Raw genomic sequence first — 20076 nt, forward strand, 5'->3', positions numbered from 1 at the left:
AATATTAAAAGATATCAATATATTTCTACCCAGTTTTCTTATCTAATCCAGTCAGTTAAGGTAGTAACATTTGATAATTGATAAAATCTCATCGAATAATATTAGATATTCTTAATAGTTTTCCTATTTACAAATTTACCTCTTTTTTGCTCCACCATATATGTATGATGATATAAACTGTTGAATTCAGATCATGCCTCGTAAAATACAGAGCAATTGAGTGCCCATACTTGCCATATATCCCTTTCTTTAATGCAGCAGCAAAAATGCCCTTCCTCTACTGTGAAAACTATCTTTTTGCTAACACCGGTATCAATTCAGGTTGGACAGAGAAAAACTTAAGACAAACTCATCAATCACACATCCAATCTGTAGGTTTGAGCGCAAAAGCACGGGCAAAACCACCTGCATTTTTCCGCCAACAGTCATTTGCACTAAAGATGTGCATACAGCTTCAAAAATCAATGGCGTCGGAGTACATTGAACACCTTGCAGTGTTCCATGCTGAGGACACGCTTTTACCAGCAAAAGGCTCAATTTTTTATGTCCCCCATTGAGAAATCCAGCAAACTGGACAACGTCTGTTACGACATTCGTGGCCCAGTGCTAAAAGAAGCTAAGCGTCTTGAAGAAGAAGGTAACAAGGTTCTGAAACTCAACATCGGCAACCCTGCCCCGTTTGGTTTCGATGCACCGGATGAAATCCTGGTGGATGTGATCCGTAATTTGCCGACTGCACAGGGCTATTGCGACTCCAAAGGCCTTTTTTCGGCGCGCAAAGCCATTATGCAGCACTATCAGGCCCGCGATATGCGCGACCTGACGGTAGAGGATATCTACATTGGGAACGGTGTTTCTGAGCTGATCGTGCAATCCATGCAAGCATTGCTAAACCTTGGCGATGAAATGCTGGTCCCGGCTCCGGACTATCCATTATGGACAGCGGCAGTATCGCTTTCGAGCGGTAAAGCTGTGCATTATATGTGTGATGAAGAATCAGGCTGGTTCCCTGATTTGGATGATATTCGCAGTAAAATCACCCCACGGACTCGCGGGATAGTGATTATCAACCCAAACAACCCGACTGGCGCGGTCTACAGCAAAGAATTGTTGCTGGAAATTGTCGAAATCGCTCGCCAGAATGATCTGATTATTTTCGCCGATGAGATCTACGATAAGATTTTATATGACGAAGCTCAGCACCATTCGATTGCTGCACTGGCACCTGATCTACTGACTGTGACCTTCAATGGTTTATCCAAGACTTACCGTGTTGCCGGTTTTCGTCAGGGCTGGATGGTACTGAATGGGCCGAAGAAACACGCCAAAGGTTATATTGAAGGTTTGGAAATGCTGGCATCTATGCGATTGTGCGCTAACGTGCCCATGCAGCATGCGATTCAGACTGCATTAGGTGGCTATCAGAGCATCAGCGAGTTTATCCAACCTGGCGGGCGTTTGTACGAACAACGCGACCGGGCTTGGGAGTTGATTAACCAGATACCTGGTGTTTCCTGTGTTAAACCTCAGGGCGCGCTCTATATGTTCCCGCGTATTGATCAGAAGCGTTTTAACCTGAAAGACGATCAAAAGTTGGTATTGGATCTCCTGTTACAGGAAAAAGTCTTGCTGGTACAGGGCAGTGCTTTTAACTGGCCATATCCTGATCATGTGCGGATCGTGACATTACCGCGCGTGGATGAGTTGGAGATGGCTGTTGGGAAACTGGGGCGATTTTTGGAAACATACCATCAGTAATTTGTTGATTTCGTGATTAGTTCGGTTGAGATTTAATCATGTAATTGATTCCGTTGTTAGGGCAGATCGAATCATTTTTTCGGTTGATAATCCTTCAGTTATGACCTGACCACCGTAGACTCAACCGAGCAGGAGGGCAAGCCGGCCCTCCTGCACCTGCGGCTTGCGCGAAATATTACTGCTATTCGCAGTCCCCTCCGGCAGCCGTTGGCCTTATCGAGCCAGCGCGAGTCGCGTCCTGCTCCAGCGCGCTTTTCGCCGCCGTCCATGGCGGCTCACTCGGGCCATCGTCTTTGTCGGTAATATTCCTGATTGCGCTCAACATCAAAAGCCAAAAACCACGGTTTTGACCTTGATATTAAAAGCACATGTGAGCTGCCGAGTGAAGAATGAAGGTAGGACGCGAGGCATGGATGCCGAGCGAGGGCCGCTTGAGCATGGATGCGACAACACTGCGTAGCAGTTTTGAACAACGCTTGCGTTGGCCCGAAGGGTTGCCTCGAAGAGGCTATAATCGGCCCGGTCCGTCTGCGTAATGATGAGTGAGGGAACCCACGCAGTGGGCAAGCGATACGTGCGAAGCGCGGGATTCCACAAGGGTGCGCGCCCGCACCCTTTGGCGGTTGAGGCATTGGAGGTTAGATGAGCGATGAAGCTCTAACAACCGAACCTAATCACAAGACCGAATATCAACCGAAACCAGATCCGATCAACTGAAACCCAATCTGATAAACTACCCCCTATTGCCTGCCTTAAAAGAACAAAAGAGAGAAAACTATGAGTCACTTCTTCGCTCACCTATCCCGCTTAAAACTCATCAATCGCTGGCCGCTGATGCGCAATGTCCGCACTGAGAATGTTTCTGAGCACAGTTTGCAGGTGGCATTTGTCGCTCATGCATTGGCTATCATCAAAAATCGGAAATTTAATGGCAATCTTAATGCCGATCGTATTGCTCTGCTGGCGATGTACCACGATGCCAGTGAGGTGATAACCGGTGACTTGCCAACTCCTATCAAGTATTACAACCCACAAATTGCTCATGAATATAAAAAGATAGAAAAAGTTGCGCAGCAGAAGCTGATTGAAATGTTGCCCGTCGAGTTACAACATGATTTTCGTTGTCTGCTGGATGAGCATTATTACAGCGAAGAGGAAAAAGCACTGGTTAAACAGGCAGATGCCCTGTGTGCTTATCTCAAATGTTTAGAAGAATTATCCGCCGGTAACAATGAGTTCATCCAAGCCAAAGCACGGCTGGAGAAGACCCTCGCCATGCGTCAAAGCCCAGAAATGGATTATTTTATGGAAGTTTTCGTCCCCAGCTTCAGCCTGTCATTAGACGAAATCAGCCTTGATTCACTGGATTAAAGTTGAAGTTGATTTTCAAAAGCACATTTGAGCTACCGCGCGAAGAGTATAGGCAAGGAAAACGGGCAGGACGCCCGTTTTAGGCGTCACGCGGAGGGACCCACGACAACACTGCGAAGCAGTTTTGAACAACGCTTGCGTTGGCCCGGAGGGTAGCCTCGAAGAGGCTATAATAGCCGTCCGTCAGCCGAAACGATGAGTAAGGGAACCTGCGAAGCAGGCCGCGATACGTGCGCTAGCGCGGGGATTCCACAAGGGGTCACGCGCTTGTGACCCCTTTGGCGGTTGAGGCACCAAGGGGCAAGGTGAGCACCAATCTCATATCAACCGAACTAAACACAACTCTTACCCTGTAGCATCCCAATTAAAAAGGAAAAAGTATCGGCACCACCATCACACTCACGATCATCACCAACAGGGTAAACGGCACCCCTATTCGGATAAAATCACCGAATTTATAGCCACCGGGGCCTAAAACCAGGGTATTAACCGGGGATGAGACTGGAGTCATAAAGGCGGCTGATGCGGCAATACCGATAATCATCGCGAATGGATACGGGGAAAGTGACATTTCACGAGCGGCAGCGATGGCGATCGGTGCCATCAACACCGCCGTCGCGGTATTGGAGATAAATAGCCCGATGGTGGCGCACAGCACAAATAAGCACAGCAACATCACCCTTGGCCCCATACCACCAGCAACATCCATCAAACCACGAACTATCAAATCTACCCCGCCAGTTTTTTGCAGCGCTTGTGCAAAGGGCATCATCCCGATAATTAGAATCAAACTTGGCCAATGGATTGAGCGATAAGCACTTTCCATATCAATACAGCGGAATTGCCCCATCAACAAACATGCCACCAACGCCGCTATCACATTCGGTACTTCGTCAGTTAGCATCATCGCCACCATCAGCGCCAGACAGAACAAAGCATGGGGCGCTTGTGAGATAGCAGGTGCTACTTCATCAACTTCAGCCGGTAAATTCAGCACGATAAAATCACGGGTTTTCTGCTGCAATTGACGAATCAATTTCCAGTCGCCGATCACCAATAAGATGTCGCCAAACTGTAATTTATCATCGACCAGTTTACCTTCCAGCGTCTTACCATTGCGGCGAATACCCACAACATTCAGACCATAGCGGGTACGGAAAGTGACTTCACGTAAACTTTTTCCCAGCAGGGAAGAGTCTGGAATAAGAGAAACTTCGGCCATCCCGACGTTACGCGCCTGTTCAGAGAAATACTCACCACGCAACACCATCGGCTCTAGCATCTGCTCAGTACAAAATTCGCGTAAATCCACATCACAATCAGACATATCAATCAGCAAAACATCATTTTCGTGCAGCTCAGACGAGCCGGTCGCACTGACCATGACCCGCCGAAAACGTTTCCAGCGTTCAATCCCAACCACGTTCGCGCCATAGCGGGCGCGCAGATGCAGTTCATCAAGAGAACGACCAATCAAAGGGGAATCGTGGCGAATCGCCAGGCGGCGGGCGCGGCCGGTAAGTTTATAATCGCGGATAAGATCACGAAAGGTACGGCGCTTCCATTGCTGCTCTTTTTCTGAACTTTCCGGTTTTCCCCCCAACCAGTGGCGGGCAACCAACATGTAGCCAACCCCCATCAGCAAGATGATAAGGCCAATCGGCGTCACGCCGAAGAAACCAAAACCTTTAATACCTTCGCGCAGCAACTCACTGTTCACCACCATATTGGGTGGTGTCGCGACCAGAGTCATCATGCCACTGATCAGCCCGGCAAAACTCAGCGGCATCATTAATCGACCGGGCGAAATCTTCATTCGACTGGCGACACTTAGTACTACCGGGATAAAAATCGCCACCACGCCGGTTGAGCTCATAAAGGCTCCCAACCCCGCCACAGTGACCATCAGTAACGCCAGCATTTTGGTTTCGCTGTGGCCGGCAACTTTTACCAGCCAATCCCCCACCTGATAGGCGACGCCGGTTCTCACTAACCCTTCACCAATGACAAACAATGCCGCAATCAAGATGACATTAGGGTCACTGAAGCCGCTGGTCGCCTCCCCTAATGACAGCGTGCCGCTCATAACAAAGGCAATAATGACCAATAATGCCACGACATCCATCCGCAGTTTATTGGTGGTAAACAGCACAATAGCTATCAGAAGTAGCGTCAACACCCACAATAGTTCGCTGTTCAAAATGGCCTCGTTGGCAAAAAGTGAAAAGGGATATCCAGCTATACCCAAAATAATTCGAGTTGCAGGAAGGCGGCAACTGAGTGAATTCCCAAGAGCTTACACAAGTAAGTGACTGGGGTGAGCGAAGGCGGCCAACGCATATGCAATTTGAAGTATGAAGGGTATATGGTAGTAAATCATCAAATTAAGACACTACCGCTGTTTGAGATCAATAATGACTGTAAATTTATGCGCTTACCATCCCACAACGGCATTAATTGTATTTTTTTCTGAAAAATAATTAACCAATTTGTGATGCAGTATTCGCCAGTAAAAAAAATCCGCCGGAAACATTCTGATATTCAATAGGATTTAACCGCCTGACTATACTGATAATACTAAGTGGCAATCCATCATTGGGGTTATTTGGCTGGAGCGGTGAATGATCGATATCACAGACTACCCGATTGTACTTTTTCTGCTGTCATGTGCCCTGTTGTATAGTTCAGCTTATGTCGGTCAGGCCTTTTTCCGACGAGGGCGGGATCTGGATGATAATATTCGCGAGAATTTTACCGTCATTCAAGGGGCAACACTTACCTTGCTGGGCCTGATTATCGGTTTTAGTTTTTCGATGGCGATCAGTCGCTATGATTTGCGTAAAAATTACGAAGAGGCGGAAGCCAACGCGATTGGGACTGAATATCTGCGCGTCGATTATTTGCCAGCCGCATCCAGTGTCACGACTAAGGCATTATTAATACACTATCTTGATCAGCGGATACTTTTTTATACCACGCGCAATGAAAACCATCTGGCCGAGATTAATGACCGAACTAATCAACTGGAAAATGCGTTGTGGGCCGAGTTACTCGGGCCGGTGAGTCAGCGCCCAGACCCTGTTATGGCGTTGGTCGTATCCGGTATGAATGATGTGTTGAACTCAGCGGGTTACACCCAAGCAGCGTGGTGGAACAGAATCCCGCATGCAGCCTGGTTACTGATGCTGATTATCGCGATTTGCAGTTGTACTCTGGTAGGGTATGGCTCAAAGCAGGGTAAAAAAGGTAAGGTGATGACGTTGATATTGCCGCTGGTTATCTCATTCTCTTTTATGCTCATCGCCGACATTGATAGCCCGCGCGGGGGGATTATTCGGGTAAAACCACAAAACCTTCACAGTCTGGAAGACAGCTTAGCGCCGCCGTCCTCCATACAATCACTTCCCCAGTCGCGCTAAAAGCAAAAGAGCGCCATCAAGCGCACTGAGGTTAACGACAAAGTGCCTGTATCGGTGAAAGCAGGTAGATCGTAAAGACGCCGTAAAATCGTCCATGATGGCTCGACCCGCGCCATCCCTGGCGCGGACGCTTTACTCTTCTACCTGCCCTCACCTTACATAGATCGAGCCATTTGACTTTGTCAGCACTCTGAGAGCTCCATCAGGCGCTCTCAATAACATACTCACCAAAGTGATTAGCCGATAAAGCGAACTGCAGCGCCATTGGCTGTCTTTTCAACAGCGATATGTTCAAGTGAGCTGAGAACTAAATTAACTTGATCCAGTTTTGGTGTATCGGCAGGTGCATTCACAGCGACCACCTGGCAACCCGCCGCCAGCCCTGACAATATTCCCGCGGGTGCATCTTCCACCACAATGCAATCCGCCGGAGCCAGGCCTAAACGTTCAGCACCCAGCAGGTAAGCATCAGGCATAGGTTTACCATGTTTCACCTGTTCAGCAGTGACGAATACTTTTGGCTCAGGTAAATGGCCCGCCGCACGGCGCGCAGAAGCAACGGGTACAGAGCCGGAAGTCACGATCGCCCATGGAATAGACAAGCTGTTCAGCCGCTCCAGCAATGACACTGCTCCCGGCAGAGCAGTTACACCATCAGTGTCATTGGCTTCAATCTGCTCTAAAGCCAAAAATTCTGCTTGAAGCTCGGCATCACTCGCACCCGGCATAAAATGACGAAGAGAGGTAATTGCTTGTTTCCCGTGGATAAACTCCAGAACTTCCGATGGATCAATGCCGCGACTTTGCGCCCAGCCAATCCAGGCTCGCTCCACAGCAGGTAATGAATCAACCAGAGTCCCATCCAAATCAAAAAGAAAACCTTTACACTCCACAAGCACATCCTCGTTAGTCAATCCAGGTCTTGATCATTACGCACTATCAGGCATTGATAATTTGCGAAATCTCAACAGCACTCAAGTGATACTGGCGCGGGCATGATTGCCAGATAGCCAGCATACGTTGGTATTTGTCCCACATTGGGGTTTGGGAATTGAAGCCGTGTGTTCCTGAGTCAAAATGGGTATAACGGCCTTCGGTATTCACCATAAAGCGCACATAACTCAGGTAACGCGATTCAGTAGCAGCATCAAAACCAAGGAACGCAATACGGCGCTCATCTAAATCTTGTTTGTCTTTCAGGTTATCCCAAGAGACTTGCAGTGCGTGATGCATCTCCATGATATTAATGATAGTACGGCAAGTATCTTCGCTCATTTCACCAAAATCACGATCCAGTTCACGCATCTGCAAACCAAAGCCACGTTCGACGATGGTTTGTTGGCGGCGATAGCGCTCTGCGTTTTCCGGATCCAGCATGGTCATCATTTTGTACTGATTCGACAGAATCAGTCGTTGGGCGTTTGTCATATCCATCACTAAACTCCTAAGACATAAATAATGAGGAAATCATCGCATACAGAGTTGGGCCATACTTTGATTTGACAGGGGATTTTACGCTGCTGTTTATCAGATACATAAAAAGCCCCGGTTGCTGATAAAGCCCCGGTATCGATTCCCGACATTGCCCAATCAAAGATCACCGTTATAAATCATCAAGAAATGTTTTATCTAACTGCTTGAAGGCACGCTTAAGCACGTCTGCCAAAGATTGGTAAGTTGGTGTTTGTTCAACGGGGGCGACGGCTTGGCCGGCTTCAGTCAATTTATTCCGCACCTCGTGGAACCACTGTAATAATGTTGGCGGTAACGGCGTAATAGCACGTTTACCTAACCACCATAATCCTTGCAGCGGTAAACCGCAGGCAAACAATGCTGTGGCAATGGCTGGCCCTAATTGCCCGCCCAGAGCTATCTGCCAGGTCAGCGTAAAGATAGCCAACGGCGGCATAAAGCGGATACCAAAGCGGGTCGCGGTCGCCACACGATTCTCGGGAAACACCGGTGCCAGGCGTTTATCAGCAGGCCAGGTCTTCATATAATGCTGGCCGCGTTGCAGTACCTGAAACCAACTTACGGTATCAGAGGGTTTTGTTGTCATGGCTCACCTCAACTTCACAAGCAAAGATTAAAATTTTTTTTGTAATCCACTAACTAAAAATTAGTCTGTTAAATATATTTTGTTTTTAGGCGGCGCTATCGGTATCCTAGTCCGGCCTTTTGGCCGCTAGAAGATGACGCTAAATATGTCAACTTTTTGCAGCATTTAAATCAATTTTGTTAAATCGCGCAGGCTTTTACCACCAGGCATTAACGTTCTATCAGCGATTTTTCCATCATCATGCCTTTTTCGCTATCGCATGATGTTAATCATTAATGTCGACGCCAATATGCGCTACGCTTTTGGACAGATTGACGTTTTATTAACCACGTGTTTTTCGCTGTTTTTGTCCTCTCGATGCAATATAGGTATCGGTCATACAAAAACAAATGTCGAACACGACTATAAATAGGTACTTCCATGTCGAGTAAGCTAGTACTGGTTCTTAACTGCGGTAGCTCTTCCCTAAAATTTGCTATCATCGACGCGACCAATGGTGAAGAACACCTCTCTGGTTTAGCCGAATGCTTCCACCTGCCGGAAGCCCGTATCAAATGGAAACTGGACGGCAGCAAACAGGAAGCAGCATTGGGTGCTGGTGCAGCACACAGCGAAGCACTGAATTTCATTGTTAATACTATTCTGGCACAAAAACCAGAGCTTTCCGCTCAGTTGACGGCTATCGGTCACCGTATTGTTCATGGTGGCGAGAAATTCACTGCATCAGCTATCGTTACTGAAGAAGTTATTCAGGGTATCAAAGATTCCATCCCGTTTGCACCTCTGCATAACCCAGCGCACCTGATTGGTATCGCTGAGGCATTGAAATCCTTCCCGAATCTGGCTGATAAAAATGTTGCAGTTTTTGACACTGCCTTCCACCAGACCATGCCGGAAGAGTCTTATCTCTACGCCCTGCCATACAACTTATACAAAGAGCACGGTATCCGTCGCTACGGCGCACACGGCACCAGCCACTTCTACGTAAGCCAGGAAGCAGCAAAAACCCTGAACAAACCACTGGAAGAACTGAACGTGATTACTTGCCATTTAGGCAACGGCGGCTCAGTCACTGCAGTGCGTAACGGTAAATGTGTTGATACTTCTATGGGCCTGACGCCACTGGAAGGTCTGGTCATGGGCACCCGTAGTGGTGATATTGACCCAGCTATCATTTTCCATCTGTATGATGCGATGGGCATGAGCATGGAACAGATCAGCAAACTGTTGACCAAAGAATCTGGTCTATTGGGTCTGACTGAGGTCACCAGCGACTGCCGTTATGTTGAAGACAACTACGAAACCAAAGCTGATGCACGTCGCGCAATGGATGTGTTCTGCCACCGTCTGGCGAAATACATCGGCGCTTACACTGCACTGATGGATGGTCGTCTGGATGCAGTGGTATTCACCGGCGGTATCGGTGAGAACGCAGCAATGGTGCGTGAACTGACCTTGGACAAACTGGGCCTGTTGGGCTTTGAAATTGACCATGAACGCAACCTGGCAGCACGCTTTGGTAAATCAGGCACCATCACCAAAGATGGCAGCCGTCTGGCTCTGGTTATCCCAACCAACGAAGAGTTGGTTATCGCACAAGACGCCGCTCGTCTGACCGCATAAGATTTTTTGACATATACCCAAAGTCATTGGAGTTGCAGGTAGGCGGCAAGCGAATAAATCCCGATGAGCTGACTCAGGTCAGTGATTCGGGTGCATGAGTGTAGCCAACAACCCTGCGGCTTCAAGGACGAAGGGCATAACCGAAGAGGTTTAGCCGTGTCCCGTACAATAATGTTGATCCCTACCGGCACCAGCGTTGGTTTAACCAGCGTCAGCTTGGGTGTCATCCGTTCCATGGAACAAAAAGGTGTACGCCTGAGCGTATTCAAGCCAATCGCGCAGCCACGTGCTGGTAACGATGCACCTGACCAAACCACCACCATCATTCGCGCGAACTCCAGCATCACTGCTGCCGAGCCGCTGAATATGAACCATGTGGAAAACTTGCTGAGTTCTAACCAGCAAGACGTGTTGATGGAAGAGATTGTTGCCCGTTACCACGAAAATACCAAAGACGCCGAAGTGGTTCTGGTTGAAGGTTTAGTGCCAACGCGCAAACATCAGTTTGCTAATGCGCTGAACTACGAAATCGCCAAAACGCTGAACGCAGAAATCGTGTTTGTTATTGCGCTGGGTAATGACTCACCAGACCAATTGAAAGAGCGTATCGAACTGGCTCGTTCCAGCTTCGGTGGCAGCAAAAACAAAAATATCACTGGCGTTATCATTAACAAACTGAATGCGCCAGTTGATGAGCAAGGCCGCACCCGCCCTGACCTGTCTGAAATCTTTGATGATTCCACCAAGGCCAGTGTCGCGAGCATCGATCCAAAACAGCTGTTCGCCAACAGCCCGCTGCCAGTTCTGGGTTGCGTGCCATGGAGCTTCGAGCTGATTGCGACCCGTGCGATTGATATGTGTAAACACCTGAATGCACGCATTATTAACGAAGGCGATATCAAAACCCGCCGCGTTAAGTCTGTGACATTCTGTGCGCGTAGTATCCCACACATGCTGGAGCACTTCCGTCCGGGTTCTCTGCTGGTGACCTCAGCAGACCGCCCAGACGTGTTGGTTTCTGCTTGTTTGGCAGCCATGAATGGCGTTGAAATCGGTGCCATTCTGCTGACTGGCGGTTATGCGATTGATGAGCCAATCAAAAAGCTGTGTGATCGTGCCTTCCAAACTGGCCTGCCAGTATTTATGGTTGATACCAACACTTGGCAGACATCCCTGAGTCTGCAAAGTTTCAATCTGGAAGTACCAGCAGATGACCATGAACGTGTTGAGAAACTGCAAAACTACGTTGCCAGCCATATCAGCAGTGAGTGGATTGATTCTCTGAGCGCCACATCCGAACGTTCACGCCGCCTGTCTCCTCCAGCATTCCGCTATGAGCTGACCGAGTTGGCGCGTAAAGCTGGCAAACGTATCGTGCTGCCAGAAGGTGATGAGCCACGTACAGTTAAAGCTGCGGCTATCTGTGCTGAGCGCGGTATTGCGACTTGTGTGCTGTTAGGTAATCCAGATGAGATCCAACGTGTTGCTGCGGCTCAAGGTGTAGAGCTGGGTAAAGGCGTTGAGATCATCGATCCGGTTGCTGTGCGTGAGCAGTATGTTCCACGTCTGGTAGAACTGCGTAAGAGCAAGGGGATGACCGAAGTGGTTGCTCGTGAGCAACTGGAAGACAACGTGGTTCTCGGCACGCTGATGCTGGAGAAAGGCGAAGTTGATGGTCTGGTGTCTGGCGCTGTTCATACTACCGCAAACACTATCCGCCCACCGTTGCAGTTGATCAAAACTGCACCGGGCAGTTCACTGGTCTCTTCTGTATTCTTTATGCTGCTGCCTGACCAGGTTCTGGTTTACGGTGACTGCGCGATTAACCCAGATCCAACGGCTGAGCAACTGTCAGAAATTGCTATCCAATCAGCTGATTCTGCGGCGGCATTCGGTATCGAACCGCGTGTAGCGATGATCTCTTACTCCACCGGTAACTCTGGTGCAGGTAGCGACGTAGAAAAAGTGCGTGAAGCAACTCGTCTGGCACAGGAAAAACGCCCAGATCTGATCATCGATGGTCCGTTGCAGTATGACGCGGCAATCATGGCAGATGTGGCTAAATCCAAAGCGCCTAACTCGCCAGTTGCCGGTAAAGCGACAGTGTTCATCTTCCCTGATTTGAATACCGGTAACACCACCTATAAAGCGGTACAACGCTCTGCCGACCTGATCTCCATCGGGCCGATGCTGCAAGGCATGCGCAAGCCAGTTAACGACTTGTCTCGTGGTGCGTTGGTAGACGATATCGTCTATACCGTGGCGTTGACCGCAATTCAATCAGCTCAGGCTGACGCTAGCGCATCTTAATTTCACGATTAAGTATGTATAAGAAACACCAACGCCAGCCTCGTGCTGGCGTTTTTATTGCGGGCTTTTTATTGTATTAGGGCAAGAATAGGCACAAAAAAACCGCCATAAAGACGGTTTTTCTGCGCTGGTCCGGTAAGCGGCCTTTCCAGCAGATTTGTATTGCCGTTGTAACGCAAGCACACTCTCGTGCTGAGTATATTGTCTCGCTTGTGGTTGATTGTCAAATGCTGAACAACTCAATATTGGTGTACAATCGCGCTGGGCCTTTTCGCCGCCCTAAGCAAGCGGGCATCGGTTTAAGGAAAGGAGTTCCAATGGCCGTAAACACAGGCACACTCTCGTGCTTGTATTCACGGCAGTGTCGCCGATGGTGCTGGCGTGAAGCGGTCTAAGCATGGACCGCACAATGAAACGATACTTTTGTATTGTGCTCGTTGTATTTGGTGCGTTGTTAACATCCTGGAATGGGGGTTGGAGTATTTTCAACAACTCAATCACGGTAATCATCAACACATCAGGCAAGTAAAACAGATAGCCGCCTTTCGGGGCGGCTTTCCTTCAGAGTTTGTCTATCTTCATGTGCTTTGCCGCAACTCAAATTTATAGCTGAAATTCTGGCTTAGAGGTTCACCCTCTTCATCATTATCCAATAGCTCAATCAGCATTTTGCCAGCTTCTTTGCCCATTTTTTTGTAATCAATACGCATTGAAGTCAAGGTCGGATGGGTTTGATCACAGCTGTCAGAGCCGTCTAAACATGCTACCGCAATACCACTGGGGATTTTCAACAGCCGCCGCTGGCATTCAAATAACACACCGAGCGCGATATCTTCGTGACTGCATATCACCGCATCCAATTCTGGCTGGCGCTGGAGTATTTCTGTCAGTGCATAGCGCCCAAACTGCAAGCTGGCCGTCTCCGGTGTTGTGACGGTCTGATCCGCATTTTTATAGTGCTCTAACATCGCCTTATGCCAACCATTCAACTGCTGACGTTGTAGACGGTTATCCATATGAGCGCCGATAAAACCAATATTCTGGTAGCCTCGCGCCAACAAATGGCGGCTCAGTTCATAGGCCGACTCAAAAAAAGCCGCTTCAAGAGTAATTTTGGCCCCTTTGAAATAAGAACCGACCACGTTGACCGTCGGGATATTGGCACGTTCCAGTAATTGATAGGTTTTATCTGCCAGCTGTGAGCCAAATATCACCACTGCTGCCGGATTACTTTGCAGCAAGGTCATCAATATTTCCGCCTCTTTGCGTTGGTTATATTCATGGCAACCTAGTAATAACTGGAACTCATTTTTATTTAGAATCTGTTGCAGCGCCTGCATAAATCGGGAACTGGCTTTGTCCGTTAATGACGGAATTAAAACAGCGACGGTATCGCTGTGAGCCGAGGCCAATGCTCCGGCTGCCCGGTTTGGAATATAGCCAAGAGTTTCAACCGCTTGTTCTATTTTTTCACGTAATTTATCTGAAACCTGCTCCGGCGTTCGCAGCGCTCTGGAAACAGTCATCGACCCTACCCCGGCATAATTCGCCACATCGGATAGAGTGACCCGCCCGGTATTACGGCGCTTGCGCGTTTTTTCCATGCTGATTTCCTGCCTGATTAAAATTCTTGTCTGAGTAAAACTTTCCCACACTGGCCCTCGACAATACATTGCATTGTATATGGCTTATTTGGAGATAGCCAAAGCCCTTGGTGTGACAAATGATAGCGCTATCACAAATTTTGATAGCGCTATCAGGTAGCGCTATCAATTGAGATATTCATCACATTAATACCAGTGATAAAAATCTACTCTCACGTTAACAGTCATCGGGAGTCATATATATCATGTTAAAAACACTGTTAACGCCAGACGTCATTCAGGTCGTCAGCCAGGCAAAAGACTGGCGTGATGCCATCGCGATTTCATGTCAGCCATTGATTGATAATGGCTCGATTGAAGCCCGTTATGTCGAGGCAATCTATCGCTCCCATGAGGCTATTGGCCCTTATTATGTTGTTGGGCCGGGCATTGCCATGCCACATGCCCGCCCGGAAGAAGGTGCCAATAAACTCTCTCTGGCCTTAACCGTCATCACCGAGGGCGTCACTTTCAATGCTGAAGGTAACGATCCGGTAAAACTGCTCATAGTGTTAGCGGCGACAGACAGTACTAGCCACATCGAGGCTATTTCTCAACTCGCTCAGTTGTTCGATAACGATAACGATGTACAAGCCCTACTTAATGCCAAAACGCAGCAGGATATCTTATCCGTTATTGCGCGTTATTAATCTCAGCATTGAATTCGGATAATAATTTCAAGGGGAAAGAAAATGAAAATTACAGTGGTTTGCGGCAACGGCTTAGGTACAAGCCTGATGATGGAAATCAGCATCAAAAATATTCTGAAAGAATTGGCGGTCAATGCAGAAGTGGATCATGTGGATCTCGGTTCCGCCAAAGGAACACCCAGTGACATTTTCATCGGTACTAAAGATATCGCTGAGCAATTAATTGCTCAGGCTGTTGGCGGAAAAATCGTGGCACTGGACAATATGATCGACAAGAAAGCCATGAAAGAGCGCTTGTCTGTAGCATTAACCGAATTAGGCGCTTTGTAACAGGAGGCTGGCATGGATTTCTTTCGCTTTTTAATGAGTGATGTTCTTTCCGAACCGGCAGTGCTGGTCGGTCTGATCGCTTTAATCGGCCTTATTGCACAGAAGAAACCGGTCACGGAGTGCATTAAAGGCACCGTAAAAACCATTATGGGTTTTGTGATTTTAGGTGCCGGTGCTGGCCTGGTGGTTTCATCTCTGGGTGATTTCGCCAACATCTTCCAACATGCATTTGGTATTCAGGGCGTTGTGCCAAATAACGAAGCCATTGTGTCTGTGGCACAAAAGAGTTTCGGTAAAGAAATGGCGATGATTATGTTCTTCGCTATGGTTATCAATATTCTGATTGCCCGCTTTACGCCGTGGAAATTCATCTTCCTGACCGGTCATCACACGCTGTTTATGTCGATGATGGTAGCTGTAATTCTGGCGACCGCCGGGATTAGTGGTGTAACTCTGATTGTGATCGGTTCTCTGGTTGTTGGGGTTGCGATGGTGTTCTTCCCGGCCATTGCCCATCCTTACATGAAGAAAGTCACCGGCTCAGATGATGTAGCTATCGGCCACTTCTCAACCCTGTCTTATGTATTAGCTGGCTTTATCGGCAGCAAGTTTGGCAATAAAGAACATTCAACTGAAGACATGAATGTGCCAAAAAGTCTGTTGTTCTTGCGTGATACACCGGTCGCTATCTCCTTTACCATGTGTATCATTTTCATCGTCACTTGCCTGTTTGCCGGGCCGGAAGTGGTGAAAAGCCTAAGCGGTGGTAAAAACTGGTTTATGTTCTCACTGATGCAATCCATTACTTTCGCCGCAGGTGTATACATCATCTTGCAAGGTGTGCGTATGGTTATTGCTGAGATCGTGCCAGCCTTCAAAGGGATTTCCGACAAATTAGTGCCAAATGCAAAACCCGCACTAGATTGCCCGGTCGTGTTCCCTTACGCGCCAAATGCAGTATTGGTTGGCTTCCTGAGCAGCTTTGCCGCTGGTCTTATCGGTATGTTCGCGCTGTATTTGATGAATATGACCGTCATCATCCCAGGTGTTGTGCCTCATTTCTTTGTCGGTGCTGCCGCAGGGGTGTTTGGTAATGCGACCGGTGGGCGTCGTGGTGCTATTTTGGGTGCCTTTGCCCAAGGCTTGCTGATTACCTTCCTGCCAGTATTCCTGCTGCCAGTATTGGGTGATATCGGATTCGCCAACACAACGTTTAGTGATGCCGACTTCGGTGCGCTGGGTATCCTGCTCGGGATTATTGTTCGATAATCAGTAGAATAAGCTCAAAACAAAAAAGCCCTGACTGATGTCGGGGCTTTTTTATGATTGGATGAGATTAATCTTCGCGCGGTGTGATTTTACCGTAATCCTGCTCGTTGTTACGGGTTAACCACAGCGATAGTGCTTTCAGAGAATCCGGCGTGAACTCGTCGCAACGCGCGGTAATTTCCTCCGGTAGCATCCAACGAACTTCGTCTATTTCTTCCGCCTGCAATGCAAATGGGCCATGGGAAACACAGCTGAACAAAGCCCCCCACACGCGGCAACACTCTTCTTCAAAGTAGAACTGACCATGTTCAGCAAAAGGTACGCCAGCAATACCTAACTCTTCTTCCGCCTCGCGCCGTGCAGACTCAAGGTAGTTTTCACCACTTTGCACCACACCACCGGCAGTTGCATCCAGTTTCCCGGGATAGAAATCTTTACTCTCAGTACGGCGTTGTACCAGTATTTTGCCCATTCCGTCGTGCACCACAATATAGGTAGCACGGTGGCGTAGTCGTTGAGCTCTCATTTGTTGACGACTGCATTGAGCAATAACATCATTTTGCTCATCAACAATATCAACCCACTCGATGACTGCTGCTGGATTTTGCTCCACCATCCTCTGAAACCTTCTATCTGGGCGCGGTTAGATACGCGCAATTGTTAATCAAGAGTTTATAACTCGTTATATTATTTAGTTTTTAATGACAATTGGCTGATAGGTTCATCATTTTGTAGGGCCAGAACCTGTAAAACTCCCCCATCCAACATGCCATAACTCGCCGGATATCCCCCTTTAGGGATGCTGACTGAACCGGGATTAAAGCATATGACGTCATCTTGCCACTCTGCCTGTGGTAGATGGGTATGACCATAAACTAAGACATCCCCCTTGCGCAACGGAGGAAGCGCACCCGGATGATAAAGGTGACCATGCGTCAAAAATAAACGTGTTTCTGGCATAATAATCTGCTGCCAGCCGGCCATGATAGGGAACCGTAATAGCATCTGATCGACTTCACTATCGCAATTACCCCGCACAGCAATAATCTGGTTTTTATAGGGATTAAGACATTCTGCAACCGCGGCTGGTTGATAACCTGTTGGTAGCGCATTACGTGGCCCGTGGTTGAGTAAATCCCCCAACAGCACCAGCCATTGCGCCCCACTGCGGTCAAAAATCTCCAAAACTCTTTCAGTGGCCGGTAGCGACCCATGCAGATCAGAAGCAAACATTAACTTCATGGTATCGTCGTCTCTTAGGTCTAATTTCAAGTCAATCTGGCGACACCTGCCGCCGCAGTACGTAGTGAGAACTCAATGAGGCTTTATTCTATCATCCAATCCGTCAGATTAATCCGAGAAAAAGCCACCATTTATCATAAGAAAATTTTATCGTAAAAAAACAACGCCGACATGAAAGAATAATGTCAGCATTGCGCAAGATAGAATGGGAGAGAAAGCGTTAAAGCGAAGATTGTGCTACCAATTCATCCAGTGTCAGCTGATTGAATAAATATCCCTGCATTGCATCAATATTACTGCCTTTAAGTTGCTCCGATTCATCCTGATTCTCTACACCAACAACAATCACCCCAAGGCAATATTTCTTAATATTATTGATCAAAATCGGGAAGGTATGCTTATTGTGTTGCCAGAAGAAATGCTTATCAATTTTTACATATTCGAAAATATTGGCAGTGACAGCATTTAAGGTTGAGCCACCGCTACCAAGGTCATCCAGCCATAGCGGATATCGCTCAGCCAAATCGCGTAACAGTGGGTTATTCATTCCATCAGATAAATTGGAGAATGTTTCCATTATTTCCAAGCGCAAGAAAGGCAACTCATCAAGCATCAGACGAGTTGACTCATCTGTAACAATCACGCTTGCCAAGTCAAAATCGATATTAATTGAAAGCAGAACATTATGAGTGATAAACCACTCGCTATAAACTTTCACTGCCCGTAATTGATCCTGGAATAAATCAGTCTTTCCATCGATATCCAATTTATTAATAAAATCTTCAACATCGATGGGTAAATCTACCGACTTAGCTGAAAATCGGCTCAATAGCTCTACCGCTAATAAACTACCGTCTTGCTTATGTATGGGTTCACATACATAAGAACAATTAACTTCAATGTTTAGCTTCATGCGCACCTGAAAAGTGTATGGACAACAATGAGGCAGCAAGCTGACCTCAACCAGAGGATTTATAAGCCGCCGTGAGTTTTATGAAATACTCAACTTTTATTTATAAAATATCCAACATTACAAGGTGAAAGAGGCAGATGGCCTCTTTTCCATACCGATGAGTATATTGACTCTAGCAGAAAAGCGCGAATTCAGAGCTTTGTCATCATTGGTATGGCTTATAATCATTGTTCGCGTTCAGAAACAATAAGGTACATAGTCCTGACAGTTCCACTACTCAATGGGTAATAGCCAAGTATTCAATTCTGTATTCATCGGATAGATCAGCAAATTTATTTAGTTATTATTTTTTATTTTGTTAAAAATTTCACTCAGGATGTGCTCAGCGTCGTGGGAGAAGAGCGCAAGATAACCTATGCTAAAAAGAAATCAGGCTACCGCTATCTCCAAAGAACGAGGTGGTGCAGGTAGGCATCAAGTCAGAAGGGCATATACGGAGATTGGCTATGCGTATTTTACTCACTGGAGCTACAGGACTCATCGGACGCAGTCTGACCGCATTCCTTTTGTCGCAAGCCCATCAAATAACAGCATTAACCCGCGATCCACAACGGGCGAAAGACGTGCTTGGTTCACAAGTCACCTGTTGGTCAACATTAGATGACCAACATGATCTCAATAATTTTGATGCCGTTATCAATCTGGCAGGTGAACCTATTGCGGAAAAACGCTGGACGCCACAACAGAAAGAGATTTTGTGTCAAAGTCGTTGGCAGATAACCGAAAAATTGACGACATTAATTAGAGCTAGCAGTCAGCCCCCTGCGGTCTTTATTTCAGGATCAGCTGTCGGGTTTTATGGTGATCAAGGGCAAGCCGTGGTTACCGAAGATGAAGCCCCCCATGATGAGTTTACTCATATGCTATGTGAACGCTGGGAGAGTCTCGCTCGTGCCGCTGAAAGTCAGCACACACGGGTTTGCCTACTACGCACTGGCATCGTATTAGCTCCACACGGTGGAGCATTGGCTAAAATGGTCCCGTTATTACGCCTTGGAATAGGTGGCCCAATTGGTGATGGGCGTCAATACCTGCCGTGGATACATATAGATGATATGGTTCATGGTATTTATTATTTACTGACCACCGATGGCCTTAGCGGCCCATTTAATATGGTTTCTCCTTATCCGGTCCATAATGAGCAATTTATTGCCACTCTGGCCGAGGTATTAGACCGTCCAGCAGTTATTCGTACCCCTGCTGCGGCAATTCGCTTATTGCTAGGAGAATCTGCAACTATGGTATTAGGTGGACAGCGGGCAATTCCGAAACGTTTGGAAGAAGCCGGGTTTGCTTTCCGTTATTTTGAACTGGAAGAAGCGCTGCGTAATGTGCTGAACAAGCCCATTCCGTAAAATATCTATGCTTCAAGTCTATCCTTACAGAATTAAATAATTTTGAAGGAGGAGATATTTCGGTGAATTGGTAT

Annotated in this window: 19 protein-coding genes; 10 read left to right on the forward strand and 9 right to left on the reverse strand. The window is 47.5% G+C overall.

Going from position 1 to position 20076, the window contains the following annotated elements; genetic code table 11:
- The first annotated feature begins 230 nt into the window (after positions 1 to 230).
- The gene (locus tag FTB31_RS03755) at positions 231 to 557 is read left to right on the forward strand and encodes a hypothetical protein (protein ID WP_139343713.1); all 327 of its coding nucleotides are present in this window, start codon (positions 231 to 233) and stop codon (positions 555 to 557) included.
- Positions 544 to 1758, forward strand: a complete 1215-nt coding sequence (locus FTB31_RS03760) for a pyridoxal phosphate-dependent aminotransferase (protein WP_019082014.1) — start codon at positions 544 to 546, stop codon at positions 1756 to 1758. Before FTB31_RS03755 ends, FTB31_RS03760 begins: the two co-directional genes overlap by 14 nt.
- A 181-nt stretch (positions 1759 to 1939) precedes the next feature.
- On the opposite strand, the gene FTB31_RS03765 is transcribed toward FTB31_RS03760, so the two are convergent.
- Positions 1940 to 2083, reverse strand: coding sequence for a hypothetical protein (locus FTB31_RS03765; protein WP_172665981.1), 144 nt, complete (start codon positions 2081 to 2083; stop codon positions 1940 to 1942).
- A gap of 452 nt (positions 2084 to 2535) precedes the next feature.
- On the opposite strand from FTB31_RS03765, the gene yfbR reads away from it, so the two are divergent.
- Positions 2536 to 3129 (forward strand): 5'-deoxynucleotidase, encoded by a 594-nt coding sequence (gene yfbR, locus FTB31_RS03770; protein ID WP_004391643.1) that lies wholly within the window; start codon positions 2536 to 2538, stop codon positions 3127 to 3129.
- A 364-nt stretch (positions 3130 to 3493) separates the two neighbouring features.
- On the opposite strand, the gene FTB31_RS03775 is transcribed toward yfbR, so the two are convergent.
- The gene (locus FTB31_RS03775; protein ID WP_019082012.1) at positions 3494 to 5329 is read right to left on the reverse strand and encodes an SLC13 family permease; all 1836 of its coding nucleotides are present in this window, start codon (positions 5327 to 5329) and stop codon (positions 3494 to 3496) included.
- 421 nt (positions 5330 to 5750) lie between these two features.
- On the opposite strand from FTB31_RS03775, the gene FTB31_RS03780 reads away from it, so the two are divergent.
- Complete coding sequence (locus FTB31_RS03780) at positions 5751 to 6548, forward strand: bestrophin-like domain (RefSeq protein WP_050078331.1); 798 nt, start codon at positions 5751 to 5753, stop codon at positions 6546 to 6548.
- Between the two features lie 236 nt (positions 6549 to 6784).
- Here the strand turns inward: FTB31_RS03780 and FTB31_RS03785 are convergent, their stop codons facing one another.
- From FTB31_RS03785 to yfbV, 3 genes are all read right to left on the reverse strand, one after another.
- Positions 6785 to 7441 carry a sugar phosphatase gene (locus FTB31_RS03785; protein WP_050078332.1) on the reverse strand — a complete coding sequence of 219 codons (657 nt, stop codon included), beginning with the start codon at positions 7439 to 7441 and terminating at the stop codon, positions 6785 to 6787.
- 46 nt (positions 7442 to 7487) lie between these two features.
- Entirely contained in the window at positions 7488 to 7982 is a 495-nt protein-coding gene (locus tag FTB31_RS03790) for a YfbU family protein (RefSeq protein ID WP_005159196.1), read from the reverse strand.
- A gap of 169 nt (positions 7983 to 8151) precedes the next feature.
- Positions 8152 to 8607 carry a terminus macrodomain insulation protein YfbV gene (gene yfbV, locus FTB31_RS03795; protein ID WP_227719387.1) on the reverse strand — a complete coding sequence of 152 codons (456 nt, stop codon included), beginning with the start codon at positions 8605 to 8607 and terminating at the stop codon, positions 8152 to 8154.
- Between the two features lie 420 nt (positions 8608 to 9027).
- On the opposite strand from yfbV, the gene ackA reads away from it, so the two are divergent.
- Positions 9028 to 10230, forward strand: a complete 1203-nt coding sequence (ackA, locus tag FTB31_RS03800) for an acetate kinase (RefSeq protein WP_050078334.1) — start codon at positions 9028 to 9030, stop codon at positions 10228 to 10230.
- Positions 10231 to 10401: 171 nt separating this feature from the next.
- Positions 10402 to 12540: a phosphate acetyltransferase gene (gene pta / locus FTB31_RS03805; RefSeq protein ID WP_050078336.1), complete on the forward strand. Its 2139-nt coding sequence runs from the start codon at positions 10402 to 10404 to the stop codon at positions 12538 to 12540.
- Between the two features lie 578 nt (positions 12541 to 13118).
- On the opposite strand, the gene FTB31_RS03810 is transcribed toward pta, so the two are convergent.
- Positions 13119 to 14144 carry a LacI family DNA-binding transcriptional regulator gene (locus tag FTB31_RS03810; protein WP_050078337.1) on the reverse strand — a complete coding sequence of 342 codons (1026 nt, stop codon included), beginning with the start codon at positions 14142 to 14144 and terminating at the stop codon, positions 13119 to 13121.
- A 245-nt stretch (positions 14145 to 14389) separates the two neighbouring features.
- Between FTB31_RS03810 and FTB31_RS03815 the strand changes: the two genes are divergently transcribed.
- Genes FTB31_RS03815 through FTB31_RS03825 form a run of 3 tightly spaced genes read left to right on the forward strand, consistent with a single transcriptional unit; the run spans position 14390 to position 16432 of the window.
- Complete coding sequence (locus tag FTB31_RS03815; protein WP_004391631.1) at positions 14390 to 14833, forward strand: PTS sugar transporter subunit IIA; 444 nt, start codon at positions 14390 to 14392, stop codon at positions 14831 to 14833.
- Positions 14834 to 14875: 42 nt separating this feature from the next.
- Positions 14876 to 15163, forward strand: a complete 288-nt coding sequence (locus tag FTB31_RS03820; protein ID WP_050078338.1) for a PTS sugar transporter subunit IIB — start codon at positions 14876 to 14878, stop codon at positions 15161 to 15163.
- Positions 15164 to 15175: 12 nt separating this feature from the next.
- Positions 15176 to 16432: a PTS ascorbate transporter subunit IIC gene (locus FTB31_RS03825; RefSeq protein ID WP_005277900.1), complete on the forward strand. Its 1257-nt coding sequence runs from the start codon at positions 15176 to 15178 to the stop codon at positions 16430 to 16432.
- A 67-nt stretch (positions 16433 to 16499) separates the two neighbouring features.
- On the opposite strand, the gene yfcD is transcribed toward FTB31_RS03825, so the two are convergent.
- The 3 genes from yfcD to FTB31_RS03840 all read right to left on the reverse strand — a co-directional run bounded on the left by yfcD (position 16500) and on the right by FTB31_RS03840 (position 18587).
- A complete protein-coding gene (gene yfcD / locus FTB31_RS03830; protein WP_077173834.1) occupies positions 16500 to 17048 on the reverse strand; it encodes an NUDIX hydrolase YfcD in 549 nt (182 codons plus the stop codon).
- Positions 17049 to 17119: 71 nt separating this feature from the next.
- Positions 17120 to 17674: a phosphodiesterase gene (gene yfcE, locus FTB31_RS03835; protein WP_050078341.1), complete on the reverse strand. Its 555-nt coding sequence runs from the start codon at positions 17672 to 17674 to the stop codon at positions 17120 to 17122.
- A gap of 220 nt (positions 17675 to 17894) precedes the next feature.
- Positions 17895 to 18587, reverse strand: a complete 693-nt coding sequence (locus FTB31_RS03840; protein WP_050078342.1) for an EAL domain-containing protein — start codon at positions 18585 to 18587, stop codon at positions 17895 to 17897.
- A 506-nt stretch (positions 18588 to 19093) separates the two neighbouring features.
- Between FTB31_RS03840 and FTB31_RS03845 the strand changes: the two genes are divergently transcribed.
- Positions 19094 to 20002, forward strand: coding sequence for a TIGR01777 family oxidoreductase (locus FTB31_RS03845; protein WP_050078343.1), 909 nt, complete (start codon positions 19094 to 19096; stop codon positions 20000 to 20002).
- Positions 20003 to 20076 lie beyond the last annotated feature (74 nt).

Origin of the sequence: Yersinia proxima (genome assembly GCF_902170785.1) — a bacterium.
Taxonomy (GTDB): Bacteria; Pseudomonadota; Gammaproteobacteria; order Enterobacterales; family Enterobacteriaceae; genus Yersinia; species Yersinia proxima.